The 24,683-nt window shown below is 70.4% G+C and carries 23 protein-coding genes and 1 tRNA gene; 17 read left to right on the plus strand and 7 right to left on the minus strand.

The window, feature by feature from the left end; all coding sequences use genetic code 11:
- The first annotated feature begins 13 nt into the window (after nucleotides 1-13).
- The 4 genes from OG905_RS25085 to OG905_RS25100 all read left to right on the plus strand — a co-directional run bounded on the left by OG905_RS25085 (nucleotide 14) and on the right by OG905_RS25100 (nucleotide 6,836).
- Complete coding sequence (locus tag OG905_RS25085) at nucleotides 14-910, plus strand: FAD binding domain-containing protein (RefSeq protein ID WP_328677403.1); 897 nt, start codon at nucleotides 14-16, stop codon at nucleotides 908-910.
- A gap of 23 nt (nucleotides 911-933) precedes the next feature.
- Nucleotides 934-2,265 carry a 2Fe-2S iron-sulfur cluster-binding protein gene (locus tag OG905_RS25090; protein WP_328682590.1) on the plus strand — a complete coding sequence of 444 codons (1,332 nt, stop codon included), beginning with the start codon at nucleotides 934-936 and terminating at the stop codon, nucleotides 2,263-2,265.
- The gene (locus OG905_RS25095) at nucleotides 2,262-4,577 is read left to right on the plus strand and encodes a xanthine dehydrogenase family protein molybdopterin-binding subunit (RefSeq protein WP_328677404.1); all 2,316 of its coding nucleotides are present in this window, start codon (nucleotides 2,262-2,264) and stop codon (nucleotides 4,575-4,577) included. Before OG905_RS25090 ends, OG905_RS25095 begins: the two co-directional genes overlap by 4 nt.
- Nucleotides 4,578-4,883: 306 nt before the next feature.
- Nucleotides 4,884-6,836 (plus strand): Ig-like domain repeat protein, encoded by a 1,953-nt coding sequence (locus tag OG905_RS25100; protein ID WP_443043986.1) that lies wholly within the window; start codon nucleotides 4,884-4,886, stop codon nucleotides 6,834-6,836.
- Nucleotides 6,837-7,242: 406 nt separating this feature from the next.
- Here the strand turns inward: OG905_RS25100 and OG905_RS25105 are convergent, their stop codons facing one another.
- Nucleotides 7,243-8,190, minus strand: a complete 948-nt coding sequence (locus OG905_RS25105; protein ID WP_328677406.1) for a LysR family transcriptional regulator — start codon at nucleotides 8,188-8,190, stop codon at nucleotides 7,243-7,245.
- A gap of 357 nt (nucleotides 8,191-8,547) precedes the next feature.
- Here OG905_RS25105 and OG905_RS25110 point away from each other — a divergent pair, with 357 nt between their 5' ends.
- On the plus strand, nucleotides 8,548-8,922 hold the full coding sequence (locus OG905_RS25110) for a peptidase inhibitor family I36 protein (RefSeq protein ID WP_328677408.1): 375 nt from the start codon (nucleotides 8,548-8,550) through the stop codon (nucleotides 8,920-8,922).
- 128 nt (nucleotides 8,923-9,050) lie between these two features.
- Nucleotides 9,051-9,944: a hypothetical protein gene (locus tag OG905_RS25115; protein WP_328677409.1), complete on the plus strand. Its 894-nt coding sequence runs from the start codon at nucleotides 9,051-9,053 to the stop codon at nucleotides 9,942-9,944.
- 268 nt (nucleotides 9,945-10,212) lie between these two features.
- Here OG905_RS25115 and OG905_RS25120 read toward each other — a convergent pair.
- A tRNA-Cys gene (locus OG905_RS25120) sits at nucleotides 10,213-10,284 on the minus strand.
- Between the two features lie 180 nt (nucleotides 10,285-10,464).
- Between OG905_RS25120 and OG905_RS25125 the strand changes: the two genes are divergently transcribed.
- The 6 genes from OG905_RS25125 (at nucleotide 10,465) to OG905_RS25150 (ending at nucleotide 16,252) form a co-directional block, all read left to right on the plus strand.
- A complete protein-coding gene (locus tag OG905_RS25125) occupies nucleotides 10,465-11,925 on the plus strand; it encodes an MFS transporter (RefSeq protein WP_328677411.1) in 1,461 nt (486 codons plus the stop codon).
- Between the two features lie 45 nt (nucleotides 11,926-11,970).
- Entirely contained in the window at nucleotides 11,971-12,171 is a 201-nt protein-coding gene (locus OG905_RS25130; protein ID WP_328677413.1) for a ribbon-helix-helix protein, CopG family, read from the plus strand.
- Nucleotides 12,168-12,557: a type II toxin-antitoxin system death-on-curing family toxin gene (locus tag OG905_RS25135; protein WP_328677415.1), complete on the plus strand. Its 390-nt coding sequence runs from the start codon at nucleotides 12,168-12,170 to the stop codon at nucleotides 12,555-12,557. Before OG905_RS25130 ends, OG905_RS25135 begins: the two co-directional genes overlap by 4 nt.
- Before the next feature lie 124 nt (nucleotides 12,558-12,681).
- A complete protein-coding gene (locus OG905_RS25140; RefSeq protein ID WP_328677416.1) occupies nucleotides 12,682-14,466 on the plus strand; it encodes a DEAD/DEAH box helicase in 1,785 nt (594 codons plus the stop codon).
- Nucleotides 14,467-14,684: 218 nt separating this feature from the next.
- Nucleotides 14,685-15,326: an IclR family transcriptional regulator gene (locus OG905_RS25145; protein ID WP_328677418.1), complete on the plus strand. Its 642-nt coding sequence runs from the start codon at nucleotides 14,685-14,687 to the stop codon at nucleotides 15,324-15,326.
- A 137-nt stretch (nucleotides 15,327-15,463) separates the two neighbouring features.
- Nucleotides 15,464-16,252 carry a S16 family serine protease gene (locus OG905_RS25150; protein WP_328677420.1) on the plus strand — a complete coding sequence of 263 codons (789 nt, stop codon included), beginning with the start codon at nucleotides 15,464-15,466 and terminating at the stop codon, nucleotides 16,250-16,252.
- Here OG905_RS25150 and OG905_RS25155 read toward each other — a convergent pair.
- From OG905_RS25155 to OG905_RS25170, 4 genes are all read right to left on the minus strand, one after another.
- The gene (locus OG905_RS25155; protein ID WP_328677422.1) at nucleotides 16,191-17,495 is read right to left on the minus strand and encodes an MFS transporter; all 1,305 of its coding nucleotides are present in this window, start codon (nucleotides 17,493-17,495) and stop codon (nucleotides 16,191-16,193) included. The two genes, OG905_RS25150 and OG905_RS25155, sit on opposite strands and share 62 nt — an antisense overlap.
- Entirely contained in the window at nucleotides 17,492-17,665 is a 174-nt protein-coding gene (locus OG905_RS25160) for a hypothetical protein (RefSeq protein ID WP_328677424.1), read from the minus strand. The genes OG905_RS25155 and OG905_RS25160 overlap by 4 nt, the downstream gene beginning before the upstream one ends.
- Nucleotides 17,666-17,749: 84 nt before the next feature.
- Nucleotides 17,750-18,334 carry an ArsR/SmtB family transcription factor gene (locus tag OG905_RS25165; protein ID WP_328677426.1) on the minus strand — a complete coding sequence of 195 codons (585 nt, stop codon included), beginning with the start codon at nucleotides 18,332-18,334 and terminating at the stop codon, nucleotides 17,750-17,752.
- A gap of 83 nt (nucleotides 18,335-18,417) precedes the next feature.
- Nucleotides 18,418-18,894, minus strand: a complete 477-nt coding sequence (locus tag OG905_RS25170) for an Lrp/AsnC family transcriptional regulator (RefSeq protein ID WP_328677428.1) — start codon at nucleotides 18,892-18,894, stop codon at nucleotides 18,418-18,420.
- A 121-nt stretch (nucleotides 18,895-19,015) separates the two neighbouring features.
- On the opposite strand from OG905_RS25170, the gene hppD reads away from it, so the two are divergent.
- The 4 genes from hppD to nthA all read left to right on the plus strand — a co-directional run bounded on the left by hppD (nucleotide 19,016) and on the right by nthA (nucleotide 21,527).
- On the plus strand, nucleotides 19,016-20,161 hold the full coding sequence (gene hppD / locus OG905_RS25175; RefSeq protein ID WP_328677430.1) for a 4-hydroxyphenylpyruvate dioxygenase: 1,146 nt from the start codon (nucleotides 19,016-19,018) through the stop codon (nucleotides 20,159-20,161).
- A gap of 217 nt (nucleotides 20,162-20,378) precedes the next feature.
- On the plus strand, nucleotides 20,379-20,660 hold the full coding sequence (locus OG905_RS25180) for a hypothetical protein (protein ID WP_328677432.1): 282 nt from the start codon (nucleotides 20,379-20,381) through the stop codon (nucleotides 20,658-20,660).
- Nucleotides 20,653-20,943, plus strand: coding sequence for an SH3-like domain-containing protein (locus tag OG905_RS25185; protein ID WP_328677434.1), 291 nt, complete (start codon nucleotides 20,653-20,655; stop codon nucleotides 20,941-20,943). Before OG905_RS25180 ends, OG905_RS25185 begins: the two co-directional genes overlap by 8 nt.
- Nucleotides 20,940-21,527 (plus strand): nitrile hydratase subunit alpha, encoded by a 588-nt coding sequence (gene nthA / locus OG905_RS25190; protein ID WP_328677437.1) that lies wholly within the window; start codon nucleotides 20,940-20,942, stop codon nucleotides 21,525-21,527. Before OG905_RS25185 ends, nthA begins: the two co-directional genes overlap by 4 nt.
- Nucleotides 21,528-21,548: 21 nt before the next feature.
- On the opposite strand, the gene OG905_RS25195 is transcribed toward nthA, so the two are convergent.
- On the minus strand, nucleotides 21,549-23,156 hold the full coding sequence (locus OG905_RS25195; RefSeq protein ID WP_328677438.1) for a tetratricopeptide repeat protein: 1,608 nt from the start codon (nucleotides 23,154-23,156) through the stop codon (nucleotides 21,549-21,551).
- A gap of 109 nt (nucleotides 23,157-23,265) precedes the next feature.
- Between OG905_RS25195 and OG905_RS25200 the strand changes: the two genes are divergently transcribed.
- Complete coding sequence (locus OG905_RS25200; protein ID WP_328677440.1) at nucleotides 23,266-24,633, plus strand: FAD-binding oxidoreductase; 1,368 nt, start codon at nucleotides 23,266-23,268, stop codon at nucleotides 24,631-24,633.
- Nucleotides 24,634-24,683: the final 50 nt, after the last annotated feature.

Below are 24,683 nucleotides of genomic sequence, written 5' to 3' on the forward strand. Positions count from 1 at the left end.
AAGGGGCAGCTGGGTGACCACGCACGCACCGCAGGCGGCGCAGTCGGTGACGCTGCCGGCTTCGCTCGACGAGGCCGTGGCGGCGCTCACCGCCATGCCCGCCGCCGTGCCTGTCGCGGGCGGCACCGACCTCATGGCCGCCGTCAACAAAGGACAGCTCCGTCCGGCCGGTCTCGTCGGCCTCGGCCGCATCAGCGAGATCCGCGGCTGGCGCTACCAGGACGGACACGCACTGCTAGGCGCCGGACTGACCCACGCCCGGATGGGGCGGCCCGACTTCGCCGCCCTCATTCCCGCGCTGGCCGCGTCCGCGCGCGCGGCGGGCCCGCCCCAGATCCGTAACGCGGGCACGCTCGGCGGCAATATCGCCACCTCGTCCCCGACCGGGGACACGCTGCCGGTGCTGGCCGCCCTGGAGGCGGACCTGGTCATCGCGGGCCCCGGCGGCACACGCCGTGAGATTCCCGTGTCCCACCTGCTGGCGGGCCGCGAAATGCTCGCCCCCGCCGAACTGATCGGCTTCGTACGTGTCCCGCTCCTGCACGCCCCGCAGGTCTTCCTGAAGGCCACCGGGCGCACCGGGCCGGGCCGCGCGGGCGCGTCCGTCGCCGTCGTCCTCGATCCGGCGCGGCGCGGGGTGCGCTGCGCGGTGGGCGCGATCGCTCCGATGCCGCTGCGGCCGCTGGAGGCCGAGCGGTGGATCGCGTCGCTGATCGACTGGGACGGCGAGCGCGGCCTCGCGAGCGAGGCGCTGGCCGCCTTCGGCGAGTACGTCGCGGCAGCGTGCATTCCGGATCCGGCGCCGGCCGCGCAGGGCGAGGAACAGCCCGTGCTGCCGCCCGCCGTACTGCATCTGCGGCGCACCGTCGCCGCGCTGGCCCGACGTGCACTGGGGAGGGCGCTGTCGTGAGCAATGAGGAGAATTCGCGCGAAATGCCGCACGAGCTCCCGCCGGAGCAGGGCGGCTGGCAGCCGATTCCGCACGGCGGTGAGTACGACGCCGAGGCCACGGCCTTCCTGCAGTTGCCGCCCGAGGGCATGCTGGACGCCGCGCCGCTCGAGGCGCCGGGGCACGGCTACGTACCGCCGGTGATCCCGCCTCCGGCGCCGGACGCCGCCGCCGATCCGGGCGCGGCGGGCAGCTGGGCCGTCCACCAGCCGACGGGCGAGCCCGCGGCGGTGCGGTGGCCGGAGCCCGAGGCCCCGCACGCCGAGCGCGTCGACCCGCACGCCACGGGCCAGTGGACCTTCACCGAGGCGGAGCCCGCCCCGGCCCCGTCCGCTTCCGAGCTGACCGGCCAGTGGACGATCCCGGTGGCCGACGGCGATCTTCCTGACGAGTCCGGCGAGTTCACGACATCCGCGCTGCGGTCCCAGTGGGGCGCCGCGCCCGCCACGCTGCCGGGCGGGGCCGCTGCCCCGTGGGCGCCGTCCCCCGACGCCCCGGCCACGCTGCCGGGCGGTGCGACCGCGCCCTGGGCGACGGCCCCGGAGCCCGCCGTGGCCGACGAGCCGGTCCCCGAGCCTCTCAGTGCCGCCGCGCTGCCCGACCAGACCCCTGGCGAGCCCTCCGGGCAGCCGCCCGGGGAAACCGCGGAGGCGTCCCCCGAGACGGCCCCTGAGGCGGGTTTGGAGCCCGAGCAGGAGGCCGCCGTCCTCAGCTCCTCCATCGACAGCGACGAACACCCGCCCACCTCCTACGTCCTGCGCGTCAACGGCACCGACCGCCCCGTCACCGACGCCTGGATCGGTGAATCCCTGCTCTATGTGCTGCGCGAGCGCCTCGGCCTCGCCGGCGCCAAGGACGGCTGCTCGCAGGGCGAGTGCGGCGCGTGCAACGTCCAGGTCGACGGCCGCCTGGTCGCCTCCTGCCTGGTCCCCGCCGCGACCGCCGCCGGCTCCGAGGTCCGTACGGTCGAGGGCCTCGCCGCCGACGGCGAGCCCTCCGACGTCCAGCGCGCCCTGGCGGGCTGCGGCGCGGTCCAGTGCGGCTTCTGCATCCCGGGCATGGCGATGACCGTCCACGACCTCCTGGAGGGCAACCACGCCCCCACGGAGCTCGAGACCCGCCAGGCCCTGTGCGGCAACCTGTGCCGCTGCTCCGGCTACCGGGGCGTCCTCGAAGCCGTACGCGAGGTGGTCGCCGAACGTGCCGCGAGCGCCGCGGCCGCCACCGAGGCGAGCGAGGAAGCCCGCATCCCGCACCAGGCGCCCCCCGGCGCCGGTAGTGTGCAGCCCCACCCGCACGACGGAGGCATGGCGTGAGCAACGACGCGGCCACCACTGCGACGCCCCGGAACGTCGACGCCGGGCAGTCCGAGGCGCCGGCCCACGGCCTCGGCGCGTCGCTCCCGCCGGCCGATGCCCGCGCCAAGACCGAGGGCACGTTCCCGTACGCCGGCGACCTGTGGGCCGAGGGCCTGCTGTGGGCGGCGATCCTGCGCTCCCCGCACCCGCACGCGCGGATCGGCTCGATCGACACGTCCGCGGCCCTTGAGATGCCCGGTGTACGAGCCGTAGTGACCCATGAGGACATCCCGGGCGATTCTTCGTACGGCAGGCGTATCGCCGACCGTCCCGTCTTCGCCTCCGACATCGTCCGCCACCACGGCGAGGCGATCGCGGCCGTCGCCGCGGACCACCCCGACACGGCCCGCCTCGCGGCCGCGGCGATCGCCGTCGAGTACGAAGTACTCGACCCGGTCACCGACCCCGAGAAGGCCTTCGCCGCCGAACCCCTGCACCCCGACGGCAATCTCATCCGCCACATCCCGCTGCGCTACGGCGACCCGGACGCGGCGGGCGAGGTGATCGTCGAGGGCCTCTACCGCATCGGCCGCCAGGACCCGGCCCCCATCGGCGCCGAGGCCGGCCTCGCCGTCCCACGCCCCGACGGCGGCGTCGAGCTGTACGCCGCGTCGACCGACCCCCACACGGACCGCGATCTGGCGGCCGCGTGCTTCGGCCTGGAGCCGGACCGCGTGAAGGTCGTGGTCACCGGCGTCCCCGGCGCGACGGGCGACCGCGAGGACCCCGGCTTCCAACTCCCGCTGGGACTGCTGGCGTTGAAGACCGGCTGCCCGGTCAAACTGACCGCCACCCGCGAGGAGTCCTTCCTCGGCCACGCCCACCGCCACCCGACGCTGCTGCGCTACCGCCACCACGCGGACGCCGAGGGCCACCTGGTCAAGGTCGAGGCCCAACTCCTGCTCGACGCGGGCGCGTACGCCGACGCCTCCTCCGAATCCCTCGCGGCAGCCGTCGCTTTCGCGTGCGGTCCCTACGTCGTCCCGCACGCCTTCATCGAGGGCTGGGCGGTCCGTACGAACAACCCTCCCTCCGGCCATGTGCGCGGCGAGGGAGCGATGCAGGTGTGCGCCGCCTACGAGGCGCAGATGGACAAGCTGGCGGGGAAGCTCGGCCTCGACCCCGTGGACCTGCGCCTGCGCAACGCGCTGGCGACGGGAGACATCCTCCCCACCGGCCAGACGGTCACCTGCCCGGCGCCCGTAGCCGAACTCCTGCAGGCCGTACGGGACTTCCCCCTCCCCACCCTCCCCAAGGACACCCCGGAAGCGGCCTGGCTCCTGCCCGGCGGCCCGGAGGGCGCGGGCGAGCCCGGCGCGATCCGCCGAGGCGTCGGCTACGCACTGGGCATGGTCCACATGCTCGGGGCGGAAGGCACCGACGAGGTCTCCACGGCGACGGTCAAGGTCCACGACGGCGTGGCGACGGTGATCTGCGCGGCCGTCGAGACCGGCCAGGGCTTCTCCACCCTCGCCCGCCAGATCGTCCAGGAGACGCTGGGCCTCGAAGAGGTCCACGTCGCCTCGGTCGACACGGACCAGCCCCCGGCGGGCCCGGCCGCCCACGGCCGCCACACCTGGGTCTCCGGCGGCGCCGTCGAGCGGGCGGCGAAGATGGTCCGCACCCAACTGCTGCAGCCCCTCGCCCACAAGTTCGGCATGTCCACGGAGCTCCTCCAGATCACCGACGGCAAGATCACGTCGTACGACGGCGTCCTGTCGACGACGGTCACCGAGGCGATGGACGGCAAGGAACTTTGGGCAACGGCCCAGTGCCGCCCCCACCCCACCGAACCTCTCGACGACGCGGGCCAGGGCGACGCCTTCGTGGGCATGGCCTTCTGCGCGATCCGCGCGGTGGTCGACGTCGACATCGAACTGGGCTCGATCCGCGTGGTCGAAATGGCGGTCGCCCAGGACGTGGGCCGCGTCCTCAACCCGGCCCAACTGGCAACCCGCATCGAAGCGGGCATCACCCAGGGCGTCGGCGCGGCCCTGACAGAAAACCTCCGCACGGCCCGCGGCCTGGTCCGCCACCCGGACCTGACGGGCTACGCACTCCCGACGTCCTTGGACGCCCCGGACATTCGCATCGTGAAACTCGTCGAGGAACGCGACGTGGTGGCTCCCTTCGGCGCGAAGGCGGCAAGCGCGATTCCGGTGGTCACCTCACCTGCGGCGGTGGCTTCAGCGGTCCGCGCGGCGACGGGCCGCCCAATCAACCGCCTCCCGATCAGGGCTCAGGCGGCGGTGGCGGTTCCCAACTCGTAGGGACGGGCCTGCGCCCTGCTGGTCAGAACACCGGCAGGGCGATCAGCGCGGCTCCATCCATGACGAGGATGCGATCGCCGTCTCCTGTGATCCAGTGCAGGGCACGCTTGGTCAGCGAATACGTCGACACCTGCTTCTCGCTGTCCGCATTACGGGGGCGCTGGCCACGTTGTCGGTGGCATGACTTACTGTTCGCTCACTTGCCACACACGGCGCATGGGTCAGGCCCATCAGCTGTCGCCTGTCAGTTGCCCGCGGTGGCACCCACATCTTTTTCGTTCCGGGGGGTTCGAAATCACCGTGCGTATGCGCACTCTCCCTGCCGCCACAGCTATGGCGGTCCTCTTCAGTTCGGTGGTGCTCACTGCCGCACCGGCGTTCGCCGACACCACCACGCCCATCGCGGTCTCGGACGCGGACGACACGGTCGTCGACGGCGTCCACCATCGGTTGTTTCTCAGCGACAGGTACCAGAACAAGATCGTCGTCACCGACTACGCCGGCAAGGTCGTTACCACGCTGACCGGCCTGCCCCAGGTCCGGGACCTCGAACTCAGCCCGGACTTCGGCACGCTGTACGCCGCGGTCTACGGCGCCGACGAGATCGTCGCGTTCGACACCGCGACGCTCACGCAGACCGCCGAGTACCCGACCGGCGACAAGACCATCCCCTCCCGGCTCGCCTTTACCGACGGCAAGCTGTGGTTCGGATATGGCGATCAGTGGGACTCCGGGCTCGGCGCGGTCGATCTGACCGCCGAGAAGCCCACCGTTACGCTTGACCTGGCGGCCGGCCACGACTGGGCAAGCCCGCCCATGCTCTACGCCGACCCCGACAACCCGGGCACGCTGCTGGCCCTCGACGGGGGCATCAGCTCCGCCCCGATCGTCGTCTACGACGTCTCCTCCGGCACGCCGGCCATCCGCATCTCCGCCGAGAAGGGCGGCTTCTACAACGACGCGGCCCTCACCCCGGACGGCCAGTCGGTCGTCGTGGCCGGGCCCGGGAAGCGGGCGCTCACCGAGTACCGGCTCTCTGATCTGGAGCAGGTGCGCACCTACCCCGTCCCCGACGAACCGGAGACGGTCAGCATCGCTCCGGACGGTACGGTCGCGGCTACCGTCCTCGATGTCGACGACCTCGGCGACACGTACGTATTCACCGGCGGCCCCGGCCAGCCCGCTAGCGTCCGCAACCTGTCGCACAACTGGATGCCCTGGTTCGGGCACTCGATGAACTGGTCGGCCGACGGCGGGAAGCTGTTCGTGCTGAGCGGCTCCAACGACTCCACTCAGCTCCACGCCGTCGACGAGCCCCGCAAGTACCTCAGCACGCTGAAGGTCGACGCCCCGACCACCGCCGACCGGGCCAAGTCCCTCACCGTCACGGGCTCGCTCACCTCGGGCCTGGCACTGCCCACCGGGACTCCGCTGACCGTCACCCGCACCGACATGGAGTCGCCCAACGGCATGTCGCTCGGCACCAAGACCCTAGGCGCCGGCGGCAAGTTCTCCTTCACCGACGTCCCGTCGGCAGGCGGCAGGGTGAAGTACACGGTGACCTACGCGGGCGACGCGTCACACACCGCGGCGTCCGCCTCGGACACCGCCGAGGTCTCGCGGGCCGTGAGCTCCCTCACCCTGAACCGCAACGGCGGCGTCTACAACTACGGCCAGGACGTGTCCTTCACCGCCCGCCTCGGCACCACGTACAAGAACCGCATAGTCGAGATCTGGTCCGACCCCTACGGCGACACACCGAAGAGGCTGATCAAGAAGGGCACGGTCAACTCCAGCGGCAACCTGTCGGTCACCGTGGACATGACCCGTGACACCACCGTCACCGCCGTCTTTGCGGGCGACGCCCGGTACGCGCCGAAGACGGTGAAGTCGACGGCGTACGCCAGGGTGAACGTCTCCACGGCCGTGGCCAAGCACTACAAGACCGGCCTGATCGGCTCCACGTCTTACTACTACTTCCACAAGACCACCGAGCCGGTCTTCACGACGACGATGAGCTACTACAAGGGGCGCAAGCAGCGGTTCGAGCTCCAGGTGTACTACCAGGGCAAGTGGTACGCGTCGGGCTCGCAGTACTTCGCCCTGGGCACCAACGGGAAGTCCGTCGTCCGCCTCGGGGCACCGGGCGAGTCCGGTATCCGTGCCCGGATGCGGTCGTCGTACATCGACGGTTCCTCCGGCGACAGCGCGAACTACACGACCCACGGGGCCTGGAAGTACCTCTACTTCTCCAACTAACCCGGTGTGACCGGTGACACCAGGCAGGCCCCCGCGCGTGTGCACGAGGGCCTGCCCGGTTTCGCGAGTCCCTGGGTCCTGGATGGTCTGCAGCTGTGGAGAATCAGGTTCGGTGTGCCGCGCGATGTGCTCGTCGTTCCTTGTGCAGCTCAACCCGCTGCACGTTTGGAGGCCGTGACCGGAATCGAACCGGCGTAACTCGCTCTGCGTTGCGCGAGGGCCGGCGGGCGACCTTCTGCGGCTGGTGCGCGAAGTGGTCGAGGACGCCGCAGCAGACGGAGCGGTATGGATCGAGCCGCAGGTGAACCCCCCGACCTACGAGGACGATCCGGGCGCCGCGCACCTTGAAACCGACCAGGTCAATGAGGGCCGCCCGAAGGCGATCGGCTCCTACGACATCGGCTTCTCAGGCCATGTTCCACCAGCCCCCGTTGGTGTTCTGAAGGGTCTGCGTGTCTGTGGTGCGGGAATGGTTGCGCAGCAGGCGCTGGAGTGAGCGGAGGGCCGGGGTCGGGGGGCGGGAGGCCAACCAGGCGAGTACCGCTGTGCATGGGCGGAGGTCGGTGACGGCGATGTAGCGGACGCCGGGCCGGGGCATGAGCGCCCGGCAGCTTTCGGAGATGAAGCGGATGCCGTGTCCCAGGCCGGCGTAGGCGATGGAGGAGTCCGCAGTGGTTGCCGCGTGGTGGGTGTACTGCACGGGAGTTCCACCGGGGCGCGGGTCAGCAGCCCAGAAATCGCGCCATTCCGGCTGTACATGAGGCGAGAAGCCAATGACGGGTAGATCGGCCAGCTCCGCGAGGGTCAGACGCTCGCGGTCCGCCAGCGGATGGGTGTCATGCACGCAGACGAAGCGTGCTTCGGTGCCCAGGCAGAGCGTGTGGATGCCCTCGGGCATTGGCCCGTGACATACGACCGCATCGACCTGTCCCCCCAGGAGAGCGCTCACCTGCTCGACGTAGTCCACGCTCCGCAACTCAACCTCGGGGCCAGGACACCGTTCACGCAGTCGATCGAGGAACATCCGCAGGGCCGGTAGAGCGGAGATGTACGAACCAAGCACTACGCGGTCCGTATGCGCGTGAGCCGCCGTATCAGCAGCACCACTCAACTCCTCAACAGCGTCAACCACTGCACGCACCCGCGGCAACAGTGCCTCTCCGGCCGACGTGAGTTCAACGCGACGCGTGGAGCGCTCCACGAGGGCCACCCCCAGGTGCTCCTCAAGCATGCGGATCTGCCGACTGAACGCGGGCTGGCTGATGAACAGGCGCTTGGCCGCACGGCCGAAGTGCAGTTCCTCCGCCAGCACGAGCAGCAGGCGTAACTGATGCGTACTCGGATCGGTCGTCATGATCCCCCCGTCGGGACGGCGGCCCGCCCACTTATGCAGATGAGGGTATCAATCGCTTGTCCATGCACATCAATGAACCCTTCCGGAGGGTCTTTCCGCTCGGCCAGAATGAAATCAAGCAAGAAGTCGTCCGGGATTGCAAAGGACGGGCGCGACCAGCCCGCAATTTCCTTTGCACCGACCAGCAAGTTCAACGAGGGGGGAATCAAGTTGTTCCGGAACAAGGTGGCAAGTGTCGCCGCCTGCGGCGCCTTGGCCCCCGCTTCGGGGCATGGACGGACCGGTCGGCACATCACGTAGATCGCGTACGCAAGTAGATCACGTCAATGCACAAGAACCAGTGAAAGAGGAGAAATCATGCGTATCCGTCTTATAGCGGCTGCGGGCGCCGCCGCCGCTGCACTCTCGCTCGGCGCCGCGCTGCCGGCCTTCGCCAACACTCACGCGGGCGTCGCCGCGCCCCAGGCCAAGGGTGCGAAGGTCAAGGTCTTCCAGGACGCCAACTACAAGAACAGGAACACGACCTTCACGGAGAACATGCGGGATCTGAAGAAGAACGGCTGGGACAACACGATCAGCTCCGCCATTAACCAGGGCAAGCGCACGGTCACCTTCTACTCCGCCCCGAACTTCCGTGGCGCCCACTTCTCCCTGGCGCCGGGCGAGGGGCGAGCGCACTTCGGCGCCATCAACGGCATGTCCGACGCCACGAGCTCCATCAAGTTCCACTAACCGCAAGCTCTGAGCTCCGCTGACAGTGAGTTGCTGACGGGCGGGGTGCGGCGCCCCAGGGCCGCACCCCGCCCCACTTGCCACCGCACCCCGCCCACACACCGCGCAACGCACTCCGAGAGGCAACCATGTCGCTCTCCCGCGCACGGGCCGCCACCGCACTCGCGCTGCTCCTGGCCACTACCGCCACCGCTTGCACAGCAGCGGAAGAGAAGCCCGCACCCGCCCGCCACACCACCGCACCGCCGCCGTACGCCAACCGGCAGACCGGGCAGCTGAAGCTGCCGCTGGACGCCTACGCATCGACTGATACCGAGACCTACGCCGTGGAGGACGCCCAGGACATCCTCATGCGCCGATGCATGAACAACCTGGGCCTGGAGTGGAAGGTGCTGCCCCGGCTGGACGCCCAGGACATCGAACCCCCGAACCTCCGCCGCTACGGAGTCATCGCGGCCGAGGCCGTCCGCTACGGGTATCACCCACGCCCCGACCCGCCGTCGGTGGTACGGCGCAACCGCGTCTGGGACGAGCGCGAGGCGCTGCCCGCCGAGATGCAACGCGCGGCGTACGGGCCCTCCGGCAAGGGCGGGTGCCTCAAGACCGCCCAGCACCAACTCGTCGGAGACACGGCTCCACCCGACTATCACGCCTTCAACCAACTCACCGGAACCGCCGTGGAAGCCTCCCGGCGCGCACCCGAAGTAGGCGACGCCATGCACGCATGGCACGCCTGCATGGCGAAGGCAGGCTTCGACTACCCAGACCCCCTGGCAGCCGCCAGCAGCGCCCGCTGGAACAAGGACGGCCCCACGCCGACCGAACGCAACACCGCCCGCGCCGATGCGGCCTGTCAGCAGTCGACAAAGCTGGTGACGGTATGGGCAGCGGCCGAGAGCCGTATCCAACGCCGACTGATCCAACAAAACGCCGACCGCCTGCACAAGGCAAAAGCCCGCAAGGACCGCTGGCTGGCAGCAGCCCACCGTGTCCTGAACCGTGAGGGCGGCTGGGCGCCTTAATGGGACCGCCTAACGTCCGTGAGCAAGCGTTGCAGCTCCGAAGGATTTCAGAAGATCACGAGGATTGCGTTGAGAGGTGGACGGACGCCGTCGTTGATATGGAGGTGCTACGGCGGCTGCCGCACAGGCTGAAGAAGATCGTCCGACGCCCGATTGAGCGTAGGAAGACTTCGAACTGAGACGGAAACCGAGACGGAAGATCACAAAGGGCGGTCCCATGAGGGACCGCCCTTTGTCTTTGAGTAGGTCATCGCATAAACGCTAATTGAGGCCGTGACCGGAATCGAACCGGCGTAACTCGCTTTGCAGGCGAGTCCCTCAACCACTCGGGCACACGGCCGTGTGACTCCAATACGTCGACCGTAGGCGGGGCCAAGACGCCGCTCAAGGCTTCGGCCCGGGCTGCAATGCGACTGCCATGCGGCGTTCATGGTCGTACGAGGTCGTACGACCAAGGGACCAGTCGGGTCCCGTCCAGCGACAGGGCTCAACTCCGGCCATGCCCCTTACTCTGAGGGCCATGACCGCCCTCGAACCCCGTGACGCCGATGTCACGCCGCCGACCGACGACGCAGATGTGGTGCCCGGTGGGCAGGGCGTTCTCGGCAGGGCGCATCGTGCGCTGAGTGTCGGGATCGTCTCCGTCGTCGTGCTGATCGCCTTCGAGGCGACCGCCGTCGGGACCGCGATGCCCGTTGCCGCGCGGGAGTTGCACGGCATCGAGTTGTACGCCTTCGCGTTCTCCGCGTACTTCACGACCAGCCTCTTCGCCATGGTTCTCTCCGGGCAGTGGGCCGACCGGGACGGGCCGCTGCGGCCGCTCGCCGCAGGGATTTCGGCCTTCGGGGCGGGGCTGCTGCTTGCCGGGAGCGCGAGTGCGATGTGGCTGTTCATCGTCGGGCGGGCCGTGCAGGGGCTCGGCGGGGGGCTGGTGATCGTGGCCCTGTACGTGGTCGTCAGTCGGGCGTACCCGGAGCGGCTGCGGCCCGCGATCATGGCGGCCTTCGCCGCGAGTTGGGTTGTCCCGTCGGTTGTGGGGCCGCTCGCGTCCGGGACCGTCACCGAACACCTCGGCTGGCGCTGGGTGTTCATCGGCATCCCGGTTCTCGTCGTCTTCCCGCTGGCGCTCGCGCTGCCCGCGATACGGCGGATGGCGTCCGGGCCCGCAGATCCGTCCGCGCCGCGGCAGCCCTTCGACGGGCGGCGGATCCGGCTGGCGCTCGGCATCTCGCTGGGGGCCGGGCTGCTGCAGTACGCGGGCCAGGAGCTCAGGTGGCTGTCGGTGATCCCGGCCGCGGCGGGGATCGCCCTTCTGGTGCCCGCCGTCCTCGGGCTGCTGCCCCGCGGGACCTACCGTGCCGCGCGCGGGCTGCCCTCCGTCGTACTGCTGCGGGGGATCGCTGCCGGATCCTTCATCGCGGCGGAGTCCTTCGTACCGCTGATGCTGGTCACCCAGCGGGGACTGTCGCCCACGATGGCCGGGCTCTCGCTGGCGGTCGGCGGGGCGACCTGGGCGCTGGGCTCGTACGTCCAGTCCCGGCCGAGGCTGGAGCCGTATCGGCAGCCGCTGATGGTCGCCGGGATGGTGCTGGTCGCGGCGGCGATCGCGACGGCTCCGAGTGTGCTGATCGCCTCGGTGCCCGTGTGGATCGTGGGGGTCGCGTGGGGCGTGGGCTGCTTCGGGATGGGCCTGGTGCTCGCCTCGACGAGCGTGCTGCTGCTGAAGCTCTCGGCACCGGAGGAGGCGGGCGCCAATTCGGCGGCACTCCAGATCTCGGACGGACTGTCGAACGTACTGCTCCTGGCGGCCGGGGGCGCGGCCTTCGCCGCGCTGGGCGGGGGAGCGGTGGGGGCGACTCATGCCGCGTCGGGGACGGCGGGCTCGCACCCGGGGGCGTTCGCGGCGGTGTTTCTGCCGATGGCGGGGGTGGCGCTCGTCGGGGCGTGGGTGGCGACGCGGCTACGGACGCGGGCTGCCTGAACCGGCTGGTACCACTCTGGCCCCACATGGTGGTACCGTTTCGGTATGGCTATGAACCTGCGTCTCCGTGACGACCAGACCGAGGCACTCAAGCAGCGCGCCGAGCAGGAGGGGACGAGCATGCACGCCATACTCCTCCAGGCGGTGGACGACTACCTGGCCAGGACCGCTCAGGAGGCCATGGTCCGTAAGACGGCCAAGGAGCAGGCAGCCAAGTGGAGCGAGCTCATGGAGCGGCTCAAGTGACGTGCGTCTACCTGTCCTCCGAGGATGTCCTGGTCATCGCTGAGCATGCCTGTGACGACATGCGGATCGTGGTGCGGGACGCCGGGCTACTCGAATCGGCGGTCCACCGCCCGTCAGCGGCCATGTTTGGACAGGAGGCGTACCCGGACCTGCTCGATAAGGCGGCGGCGCTCCTGCAGTCATTGGCCATCAATCATCCGTTCTTTGACGGGAACAAACGCACTGCCTGGCTGTCGTGCGTCACGTTCCTGGCGATGAACGGCGTGCAACTGCGCCCGGATATCGATGCGGCCGAACGCCTGGTCATCGCCGTGGCCACCGGTCAGATGGACGAAGTGAAGGTGATCTCGCACGGGTTGCGCGAACTGCTGATCCCCGAGGTGTGACGGGCGTCGCACTTCGCTCGGGCCCGGCCTCGTTCGGCCGGGCCCGCCCGCCGCTCACCGGTAGGGTGGCCCGGTTGTCGTACCGACGTGCACCCCGAGCCCCCGAGCCCGTGAACCGGAGACCGTGACTACTACCGCCTCCCACCACCTCTCGCCCGCGTTCCCCGGGCGTGCCCCCTGGGGTACCGCCAACAAGCTGCGTGCCTGGCAGCAGGGCGCCATGGAGCGGTATCTCCACGAGCAGCCACGGGACTTCCTCGCCGTCGCCACCCCCGGCGCCGGCAAGACCACCTTCGCGCTCACCCTCGCCTCCTGGCTGCTGCACCATCACGTCGTCCAGCAGATCACCGTCGTCGCGCCCACCGAGCACCTCAAGAAGCAGTGGGCCGCGGCCGCCGCGCGGATAGGCATCAAGCTCGATCCGGAGTACAGCGCCGGGCCGCTGAGCAAGGAGTACCAGGGCGTCGCGGTGACCTACGCGGGTGTCGGCGTACGGCCCATGCTCCACCGCAACCGCTGCGAGCAGCGCAAGACCCTGGTGATCCTCGACGAGATTCACCACGCCGGTGACTCGAAGTCGTGGGGCGAGGCGTGTCTGGAGGCCTTCGACCCGGCGACCCGACGGCTCGCGCTGACCGGTACGCCCTTCCGGTCCGACACCAACCCCATCCCCTTCGTGCACTACGAGGAAGGGAACGACGGGATCCGGCGGTCCGCCGCCGATTACACCTATGGGTACGGGAATGCTCTGGGGGACGGGGTCGTGCGGCCCGTCATCTTCCTCAGCTACAGCGGCAACATGCGCTGGCGCACCAAGGCGGGCGACGAGATCGCCGCGCGCCTCGGCGAGCCGATGACCAAGGACGCGATCTCGCAGGCCTGGCGCACCGCGCTCGACCCGCGCGGCGACTGGATGCCGAACGTGCTGCGCGCCGCCGACAAGCGGCTGACGGAGGTCAGGAAAGGCATCCCCGACGCGGGCGGTCTCGTCATCGCCTCCGACCAGGACTCGGCGCGTGCGTACGCCAAGCTGATCCGCGAGATCACCGGCACCAAGGCGACCGTCGTGCTCTCCGACGAAGCCGCAGCGTCCCAGCGGATCGAGGAGTTCAGCGAGAACGAGGACCGCTGGATGGTCGCGGTCCGCATGGTCTCCGAGGGCGTCGACGTGCCGCGCCTCGCCGTGGGCGTGTACGCCACCACCATTTCGACGCCACTCTTCTTCGCACAGGCGGTAGGGCGGTTCGTACGGTCCCGTCGGCGCGGCGAGACCGCGTCCGTCTTCCTGCCGACCATCCCCAACCTCCTTGGCTTCGCCAGCGAGATGGAGGTCGAGCGCGACCATGTTCTCGACAAGCCGAAGAAGGACGGGGAGGACGACCCGTACGCCGAGTCCGAGAAGGAAATGGCGGAGGCGGAGAAGCAACAGGACGAGGACACCGGCGAGCAGGACATGCTCCCCTTCGAAGCGCTCGAGTCCGACGCGGTCTTCGACCGGGTGCTCTACGACGGCGCCGAGTTCGGGATGCAGGCACACCCGGGGAGCGAGGAGGAGCAGGACTACCTCGGCATCCCGGGGCTCCTCGAACCCGATCAGGTGCAGCTCCTGCTCCAGAAGCGGCAGGCGCGGCAGATCGCGCACAGCCGCAAGAAGCCCGACGACGAGGCCGATCTGCTGGAGCTGCCGGCCGAGCGGCGTCCCGTGGTCTCCCACAAGGAGCTGCTGGAGCTGAGGAAGCAGCTCAACACGATGGTCGGCGCGTACGTCCACCAGAGCGGCAAGCCGCACGGGGTCATCCACACCGAGCTGCGGCGGGTGTGCGGCGGGCCGCCGAGCGCGGAGGCGACGGCCGGGCAGATCCGGGAGCGGATCAAGAAGGTTCAGGAGTGGGCGACGCGGATGCGGTGATCCGGACCCGCGCCCGTGACCGGATTCTGGACGAGGTCTTCCGCTGAGCGGACCAGGTCGCTACTGTCCCCGCATTGCATACGCCCCGTGGCAGCGCCGCCGCGGAGCGCAGCCGGTGTGCCAGGGCCTGCCGGCGGCCTCGGGGTGCGTCGCCGATGGGACCGGTGTCGCTACTTCCGTCGAGGACCGCCGTCACTCACTCCGAAGGAGAGGGCGTCGTGACCGCGGAGACTTCCCAGACGCTCGACCGGGGACTGCGTGTCCTCAAGCTGCTCGCCGACACCGACCACGGGCTGACCGTCACCGAGTTGTCCAACAAACTCGGCGTCAACCGAACCGTCGTCTACCGTCTGCTCGCCACCCTTGAGCAGCACGCCCTCGTCCGCCGTGACCTGGGCGGCCGCGCCCGGGTGGGCCTCGGCGTGCTGCGCCTGGGCCGTCAGGTGCACCCGCTGGTGCGGGAGGCCGCGATGCCCGCGCTGCGCTCGCTCGCGGAGGACATAGGGGCTACGGCTCATCTCACCCTCGTCGACGGCGCGGAGGCCCTCGCGGTCGCGGTCGTCGAGCCGACGTGGACGGACTATCACGTGGCTTACCGGGCCGGGTTCCGTCACCCGCTGGACCGGGGCGCGGCGGGCAAGGCGATCCTGGCGGCGCGCCAGAACAAGGGGAGCGAGCCCGGATACACGCTCACCCACGGCGAACTCGAGGCGGGCGCGAGCGGTGCGGCCGCGGCGCTGGTGGGGGTGACGGGGATAGAGGGGAGCGTGGGCGTGGTGATGCTCGCGGACTCGGTCCCGGAGAGGGTGGGCCCGAGGGTGGTCGACGCGGCGAGGGAAGTGGCGGACGCGCTGCGCTGACGGGGCCCCTGGCGGGGTGCCGGTGCGGTTCGGGGTGGGGGAGCAACAGGCCCGCGCCCCCGAACCCCCGGCCGCCCCCTGACCCCCCGCCCCCCTGACCCCGCAGCCCCGCCCCGGCGCCCCGATACATTGACCCCGTGCTCTCCAGCCTCACGCGCCCCCGCGCCCTCGCCCTCTGCGCCCTCCCCATCGTCGCGCTCTTCGCCGTCGTCGGGCTCGCGCCGTTGCCGTACGCCGTGGCGCAGCCCGGTTCGACCGCCGATGTGCTGGGCGACGTCAAGGGCGCCCCGGTCATCACCATCTCCGGCACCCCGACCCGTACGACCAAGGGTGAGCTGCGGATGACGACCATCGTCGCGACCGGGCCTTCCGCGGACGTCGATCTGGGGGATGTGGTCGACGCCTGGTTCAGGACGGACCGCGCGGTGCTGCCCCGCGATTCCGTCTATCCGCGGGGCAAGTCCGACGAGGAGGTCGCCGAGCACAACCTGAAGGACATGGAGAAGTCCCAGGACGTCGCCACCACCGCCGCGCTCTCGTTTCTCGGCGAGGATCCGGCGAAGGTCAAGGTCACCCTTCATCTCGCCGACGTCGGCGGGCCCAGCGCAGGACTGCTGTTCTCGCTCGGGATCGTCGACAAGCTCGACGGCGACGGAGCGGGCGGCGATCTCACGGGGGGACGGAACGTCGCGGGTACGGGGACGATCAGCCCCAACGGCGAGGTCGGGGCGGTCGGGGGTGTCTCGTTGAAGACTCAGGCCGCCAAGCGCGACGGCGCGAGCGTCTTCCTGGTGCCCAAGGGGGAGTGCTCCGACGCGCAGGCCGAGCTTCCCAAGGGGCTGCGGCTGATCCCCGTCACGACCCTCAAGGGCGCGGTGGAGTCGCTTCGGGCGCTGGAGAGGGGCGGGAAGGTTCCGGGCTGCTGACCGCCGCCGCGGCGGGCGCGTCCATCTCGCGCCAGCTCCGGAACACCGCCGGTGCCAGCGTCGCCAGGAAGTACACACCGCCGACCGTCAGCAACGCGGCTGCCAGTCCCGTTTGTTCGACGAGCCAGCCCGCGGCCAGTCCGCCGAGCGGCGTGGTCAGCAGGACACCCGAGGTCGTCACGCCCGCGACCCGGCTGCGCAGTTCGTCGGGAATCCGCTCGTAGATCACCGTGGTGAGGATCGGGTTGAGCATCCCGGCCCCGAGACCGCCGACGGCCATCGTCGCGGCGAGCGGCACGGTTCCGTCGACCAGCGCGGCCACGATGAACCGCGGCAGTCCGCACAGCAGGAACGCCCCGGTGAACAGGACTCGCCGCGGGAAGCGGTGCCCGATCGCGCCGTACAGGAGAGCGCCGAGCAGCGCGCAGCCCGCGAAGACGGCGACCAGCAGGCCCAGATGGCGTGCCCCGCCCAGATTCTCCCGGGCGTGTACGGGCAGCAGGACCGAACTCCAGCCCTGGTCAAGGCCGTTGGTGAGCATGACCATCGTCGTGATCGCCAGCAGCAGCCGGTTGCGCAGCAGGAAGGCGTATCCCTCGCGCAGCTCGCCTCGGTACGCCGCGAGGGAGACGGGTTTCGCGCCCCGCCGGGGATCGGCCGCGCCGAGTGCCCGTATGCCTGCGAAGATCAGCAGCGCGGAGCCGCAGAAGGTCGCCGCGTCCAGCAGCAGGACCGCCTCCGCGCCGGTCACCGCGATCAGTACGCCCGCGAGCGCCGCCCCGGCCATCCGGGCGCCGCGCGAGACCGCGTCGAAGAGGCTCGCAGCCCGGGAGAGGTCGGTGCCCGCCGCCTTCGCGAGATCGGGGACGAGCACATAGCGTGCGGTCTCGCCGGGCGCGTGGAAGAGGCCGGTCACGGCCATCAGCGCGCACAGCATCCAGAATTCGAGCGCCCCGGTGTAGTGCAGCAGCGGGATCGCGCCGATGGCGAGGGCGCAGATCAGGTCGGAGGCGATGCTGACCCGGCGGCGCCCGATGCGGTCGATGACGGGGCCGCCGGCGATCGCCGAGACGACGACCGGCAGGGTCGCGCAGAAGGCGACCAGGCCCGCCTTGGCGGGGCTGCCGGTGGTCTCCAAGGCGAACCACGGGACGCCGACGAGGGTGAGTGAATTCCCGGTGATTGATACGGCGTTGGCCGCCAGCACGCTCGCCAGCGGCCCCCGTCCCCCCTGGTCCTTCATGCGATACGTGCTTGTCGGCGCGCCGGCGGTTTCATGAGCCGCAGCCCCAACTCGACGAGCACCCAGCCGAGTTGTGTACGGATCGGGGCACGGCGGGGGCGCAGGGTGGCCTCGCGCCGCAGCTCGTCCGCGCGTATGGAGTGCAGCTGGAGATGCACGTCGGGATGCATGGCGGTGTCCCTTCGATCGGTCGAGCGGTCGGTTGAGTCGGTCGGCGGGCCCGTCGGCGAGTCGTCGGCGGGCCGGTCGGCGAGTCAGTGGGTCGAGCGCGGGAAGGAGTGCAGATGCATCCGGACCTGGGCGGCGTCCTCGGCCTCGGGGCCGGGCGCCAGCTCCGTGTAGCTCTCGATGAGGTCGTGGAGCTTCGCGTTCAATTCGAAGGCCTGCGCGGGGGTCAGCCGCAGGGTGAAGTCACTGAGGTCGGAGCTGCGGCGCCAGGCCTCGGGCCAGTCGTGCGCCGTGCCGAGCCAGGTGCCGACCTCCTCGGTGTGATGGGTCGCGATCTCGTGCATGAAGAGGTCGGCGGCCCCGCGCACCGCGGGATCGGGGTTGTCGAACAGGGAGTCGTCGAAGCGGGTGCCCTCTTCCGCGGCCTTCCACCAGCGCTCCCGGCCTTTGCCGCGCTCCGGGTCGTCCTCGACGAAGCCGTGCACGGCGAGCTGGCGCAGGTGGTAGCTGGTCGCGCCACTGGATTCGCCGAGCTTCTCGGCCAGCTGCGAGGCGGTGGCGGGCCCGTCGTGCCGCAGCGTGCTCAGCAGGCGCATACGCAGCGGATGAGCGAGGCCGCGCAGGGAGCGCGGGTCGAGGCGGCGGTATCTGCGGTCTTCGGACTCCGACATGATGCAAAGATAGCTTTGCAGAGGAGTTGTTGCAACGATTTCTTTGCAAGCATCTCTTTGTGAGGGTCTCGCGCCTTGTCGCCTCAGACGGCTTCGTCCTCCGCGGCCTGCTCCACCAGCGGGATGATCCGCAAGGGCACGGGGTTTTCCATGACGATCGCCGTGGAGGCCCGGACGATGCCGTCAAAACCGACCACCCGGTCGATCACCCGTTGAAGATCGGCATTGGAGCGGGCCACGAGGCGGCACAGCATGTCGCCGTGACCGGTGGTGGTGTGCAGCTCGAGCACCTCCGGTACGCCGCTCAAATGCGCCCGTACGTCCGCACCTTGTCCCTGTTTGATCTCCAGGGTCGCGAAGGCCGTGACGGGGTAGCCGAGCGGGGCCGGGTCGACGTCGGGGCCGAAGCCGCGGATGACTCCGTTGGACTGAAGGCGGTCCAGTCGTGCCTGTACGGTGCCGCGGGCGACCCCGAGCCGGCGGGAGGCCTCAAGCACTCCGATCCGCGGCTCACGGGCCAGCAGGACGATGAGCCGGCCGTCCAGATGATCGATCGCCATGGCGTCTCCCGAATGGTCATCCTGTACAGATAGCCCCTCCATCGTCCTCCCGCACTATGCAGATTGCCCAGAGGAAACACGAACTATTGCGCACCTTGTGGATCGGGTGGAGCCTGCCGTTATGACTGAGACCATCGATCACAACCCGAACACCGCGCGTGAGGCCGACCCCTTCCCGGTGAAGGGAATGGACGCGGTCGTCTTCGCCGTAGGCAATGCCAAGCAGGCCGCGCACTACTACTCCACGGCCTTCGGCATGAAGCTCGTCGCCTACTCCGGACCGGAGAACGGCAGTCGCGAGACGGCGAGTTACGTCCTGGAGAACGGCGGCGCCCGCTTCGTCCTCACCTCCGTCATCAAGCAGTCCACCGACTGGGGCCGCTTCCTCGCCGACCATGTCGCCGAGCACGGCGACGGCGTCGTCGACCTGGCCATAGAGGTGCCGGACGCGCGCGCCGCGTACGCGTACGCGACCGAGCACGGCGCCCGCGGGATCACCGAGCCCTACGAGCTCAAGGACGAGTACGGCACCGTGGTCCTCGCCTCGATCGCCACGTACGGCAAGACCCGTCACACGCTGGTCGACCGCTCCGGCTACGACGGCCCCTACCTGCCCGGCTTCGTGTCCGCCGACCCGATCGTCGAGCCGCCCGCCAAGCGCACCTTCCAGGCCATCGACCACTGCGTCGGCAACGTCGAGCTCGGCAAGATGAACGAGTGGGTGGCCTTCTACAACAAGGTCATGGGCTTCACCAACATGAAGGAGTTCGTGGGCGACGACATCGCCACCGAGTACTCCGCCCTGATGTCGAAGGTCGTCGCCGACGGCACGCTGAAGGTGAAGTTCCCGATCAACGAGCCCGCGATCGCGAAGAAGAAGTCGCAGATCGACGAGTACCTGGAGTTCTACGGCGGGGCCGGGGTCCAGCACATCGCGCTCGCCACGAACGACATCGTCGCGACCGTACGGTCCATGCGGGCGGCGGGAGTCAAGTTCCTGGACACCCCCGACTCGTACTACGACACGCTCGGCGAGTGGGCGGGCGAGACGCGCGTGCCCGTCGAGACGCTGCGCGAGCTGAAGATCCTCGTCGACCGCGACGAGGACGGCTATCTGCTGCAGATCTTCACCAAGCCGGTCCAGGACCGGCCGACGGTCTTCTTCGAGATGATCGAGCGGCACGGGTCGATGGGCTTCGGCAAGGGCAACTTCAAGGCGCTCTTCGAAGCGATCGAGCGCGAGCAGGAGAAGCGGGGCAACCTCTGACCGGGGCTCCGCCCGGACCCCTTGCGGGGGCGCTGCCCGCGGACCCCCTGCGCCTCAATCGCCGGAGGGGCTGATTGTTCAGCCCGTCCGGCGTTTGAGGACATGCGGCCGGAGGTCGCATACGGGGAGGTTGGGGGTCCCCCCGGACGGAGTCTGGGGGAGTGCGGGGTGGGGAACAGGCCCCGCGCAGCGGCCCCGCACCGCCTACGCTGGACGCATGGCCAGGATGAATGACGTCGGCGGCATGCAGGGCTTCGGGCCCATCGACACCACCGACGACACCGAGCCCTTCCACGCCGACTGGGAAGCCAGGGTCTTCGCCCTGAACCGCGCCCTCATCGCCGGCAAGGTCTTCAACCTCGACGAGTTCCGCGACGCGATCGAGTCCATGCCGCCCGCCGAGTACCTCGCGGCCTCGTACTACGAGCGCTGGTTCCACGCCATCGTCGGCCTCCTGGAGCGCAAGGGCGTCATCGCGGCGGGTGAGCTCGATGACTGACGCCACCGCCGACCGCTTCGCGCCGGGCGCCCGGGTGCGGACCGTCCACCACGACCCGCCGCACCACACCCGGCTGCCCCGGTACGCCCGCGGCAAGCACGGCACCGTCGTCGAGCCCGAGGGCCGCACGCCGCTTCCCGACATCCGTTCCCAGGGGCGCGACGACGCCCCCGTCGAGCAGGTCTACGCCGTGCGCTTCGCGGCCCGCGATCTGTGGGGCGACGGCGACCACCACGTCGTACTCGATCTGTCCGAGAGCTACTTGGAGGACGACCAGCCGTGACCGGAACCCACGCGGACGCCCAGATCTCCCGCCGCGTACGTCGTCTCGAAACGCTCCTGGAGGAGCGCGGCATCGTCGCGGGCGCGGGGCTCGACGAAGCCCTCGACGCCTTCCTGAGCAGCGCGTCCCCGGCGAACGGGGCCAAGGTGACGGCCCGGGCCTGGACCGATCCCGCCTTCCGCGCCCGTCTGCTCGCCGACGGGACCGCGGCCGTCGCCGAACTCGGCCTGACGGCCGGGGGAGTGCAGCCGCAGCGCCTGCGCGTCGTCGAGAACACCGAGCACACGCACAACGTCATCGTCTGCACGCTCTGCTCCTGCTACCCCATCCGGCTCCTCGGACCGTCCCCGAGCTGGTACAAGAGCGAGGCCTATCGCTCGCGCGTGGTGCGCGAACCGCGCGCGGTACTGGAGGAGTTCGGGCTGCACCTGCCGCCCGACACGGAGATCACGGTGTGGGACTCGACCTCGGAGACCCGGTACATGGTGCTGCCTCGCCGCCCGGAGCACACCGAGTCGCTGACGGAGGCGGAACTGGCTGCGCTGGTGTCGCGCAACGCGCTGATCGGCACCGCGGCGATCTGACGAGGGCCGTCCGGCGGCCGGTCACTCCACGGCACCGGCACTGGCACTGGTACTCGCACCGGCACCGGCCCGCGACCGTTGCGGCGTCGGCGAAAGCGTCGGGGTCGGAGGTGGCGACAGCGTGCGCGTCGGCGACGGCGTCCCCACCTCCGTCTCGGGGCCCACCTCGGTCTCGGGCCCCACCTCCGTTTCCGGCCCCACCTCCGCCTCCGTCGCCGTGTCCGCCTCAGTCGACGCCTCCCCCTCCAGGCCCGTGAGCTCCTTCGGCCCGCCCGGCGGCGGCTCCCCGAGCGCCTCCAGAGCCTGCCGCGCCGCCGGGGCCAGCAGCGGCGAGAAGTACGGGTTGATCCGCAGCGCCTCGGCCAGATGCCTGCGGGCCGGGCCGTCCTGCTTGAGCGCGCGCTCGATCTCGCCGCGGTGGTAGGTGAACAGCGCGCCGCGCAGCCCCTGCTCCGACGCCCTCTTCGCGTACGGCAGCGCCTCCCCCGGCCTGCCCGCCCGGTACAGCGCCCAGCCCAGCGCGTCCGCGGTGTACACGTTCAGGTGGCCCCGCGCCCATTCGGCTTTCAGCCGGCGCACGGCCGCCTCCGGGTCACCGTGGTCCGCCTCGAAGAGGCCGAGCACGACATCGTCGACCACGCGGTCCGCCCCCGCCCGCGCCGCCTTCGTCCGCAGCTGCTCGTACTGCGTGGCCGCGTCCCCGTCGAGCCCCAGCGACTGGTACAACTCGCCCGCCGCCAGGGAGTATTCGGGCCGCTCGACCCTGGCCAGGGCCGCCTGGTAGTCGCGGAAGGCCTCGTCCGTACGCCCCAGCGCGGCCAGCGCCCGCGCCCGCGACGCCAGCGACGGGTCGTGGTCCGGGGCCAGGTGCAGCGCCGTGTCGTACTCCTTCAGCGCCTCCGCGGGCTCGCCCCACTCCCACGCCAGGTCGCCCAGCCGCTGCCGCGCGGCGGCCTTCTCCTGGGGCGCCTGGGCGCTGCCCACCGCGTCGTACGCCGCCGCCGCCGCGTCCTCGCGCCAGCCGCGCTCCCGGTAGACACCGGCCGCCCGGCTCAGCGTCTGGGCGCCCGGGTGCAGCTCCGTGAGCTTGTCCATCGCCTTGCTCATGGCCTTGTAGTCGCCGAGCCCGCTGTACGCGTCGATCAGCGCCGGATACGCCGTCCACCGCTGCGGCTGCTGCTTCATCGCGCTCTCGCCCAGCGTGCGGGCCTGGGCGTAGTCGTGCCGGGCATTGGCCAGCGCCGCGAGTCCCACCACCGCGGCCACATTGCCCTTCTCGCCCGGCAGCAGCTCCAGCGAGCGCCGCAGCGCGCTCTCCGCCTTCCGGTAGTACGCCGCTTCTGCCAGCCGGGAGCCCCGCTCCACATACGCCGACCCGAGCACCGCCCACGATTCCTCGTCCCGGGGGTGGGCCCGTACCCATTGCTCCCGGTCGTCGATGAGCGCGGTCAGATCGACGAGCGCCGCGGGGGCGCCCGCGCCCGCCGCGGCCAGCGCCCGCTCGGCCGCTCCCGGCTCGCGCCGCGTTCCCTCCTCGCCCCACCCCGGCGCGAGCGTGATCACCCCGAAGACCAGCGTCGCGCCGATCAGCGTGCTGATCGCGGCGTTCTTCACGAGTTCACTCTTCATGGGGCTCACTGTGCGACAGCGGGCAGCCAATACGAAGAACGCGACCGGCCCTGCGAACCGGATCGCGAACGGGTTCACACCGATGGCCCCCGGTGCGAGGCTTGGTCCCATGGACGATCTTCTCGACCGGCTGCGTTCCGGTCTGCCCGCCGAGGCCCTCATCAGCGACCCCGACATCACGGCCTCGTACGCGAACGACATGGCGAGCTTCTGCGAGGCGGGCAGCCCAGCCGTCGTCGTGCTGCCGCGCACCGTCGAGCAGGTCCAGCACGTCATGCGCACCGCGACCGCGCTGCGCGTTCCCGTCGTCCCGCAGGGCGCCCGTACCGGCCTGTCGGGTGCCGCGAACGCTTCCGACGGCTGCATCGTGCTGTCCCTGACCAAGATGGACCGGATCCTGGAGATCAGCCCGGTCGACCGGATCGCCGTCGTCGAGCCGGGTGTCGTCAACGCCGTCCTGTCCCGGGCGGTGAACGAGCACGGCCTGTACTACCCGCCGGACCCCTCCAGCTGGGAGATGTGCACCATCGGCGGGAACATCGGCACCGCCTCCGGCGGCCTGTGCTGCGTCAAGTACGGAGTGACCGCGGAGTACGTACTGGGCCTGGAGGTCGTCCTCGCCGACGGGCGGCTGCTCAGCACCGGCCGCCGCACTGCCAAGGGCGTGGCCGGATACGACCTGACCAGGCTGTTCGTCGGCTCCGAGGGCAGCCTCGGCATCGTTGTCAAAGCAGTCCTCGCGCTGCGGCCGCAGCCACCCGCGCAGCTGGTGCTCGCCGCCGAGTTCGACTCCGCGGCCGCCGCCTGCGAAGCGGTCTGCGCGATCATGGAGCGCGGCCACACCCCCTCGCTGCTCGAGCTCATGGACCGTACGACCGTCCGGGCAGTCAACGCCATGGCGAACATGGGCCTGCCCGACACCACCGAGGCGCTGCTGCTGGCCGCCTTCGACACCCCGGACCCGGCCGCCGACCTGGCCGCCGTCGGGGAGTTGTGCAGCGCCGCGGGCGCCACGCAGGTCGTCCCGGCCGACACCGTCGCCGAGTCCGAACTCCTCCTGCAGGCACGGAGGTTGTCGCTCACCGCCCTGGAGACCGTCAAGTCGGCGACGATGATCGACGACGTCTGTGTGCCGCGCTCGCAGCTGGGCGCGATGATCGAGGGCACGGCCGCCATCGCCGACAAGTACGACCTCACCATCGGCGTCTGCGCGCACGCGGGCGACGGCAACACCCACCCCGTCGTCTGCTTCGACCACGCCGATCCGGACGAGTCCCGGCGCGCCCGCGAGTCCTTCGACGAGATCATGGCGCTCGGCCTGGAACTGGGCGGCACCATCACCGGCGAACACGGCGTCGGCGTACTCAAGAAGGAGTGGCTGGCGCGCGAACTGGGCCCGGTGGGCGTGGAGATGCAGCGCGGCATCAAGCACACCTTCGACCCGCTGGGCATCCTCAATCCGGGCAAGATCTTCTGAGGCTTGGGACGCAGGTCCAATGCCCGATGGAACGGACAAGGCTGTCCGCA

This window comes from Streptomyces sp. NBC_00322 (genome assembly GCF_036147535.1).
Taxonomy (GTDB): Bacteria; Actinomycetota; Actinomycetes; order Streptomycetales; family Streptomycetaceae; genus Streptomyces.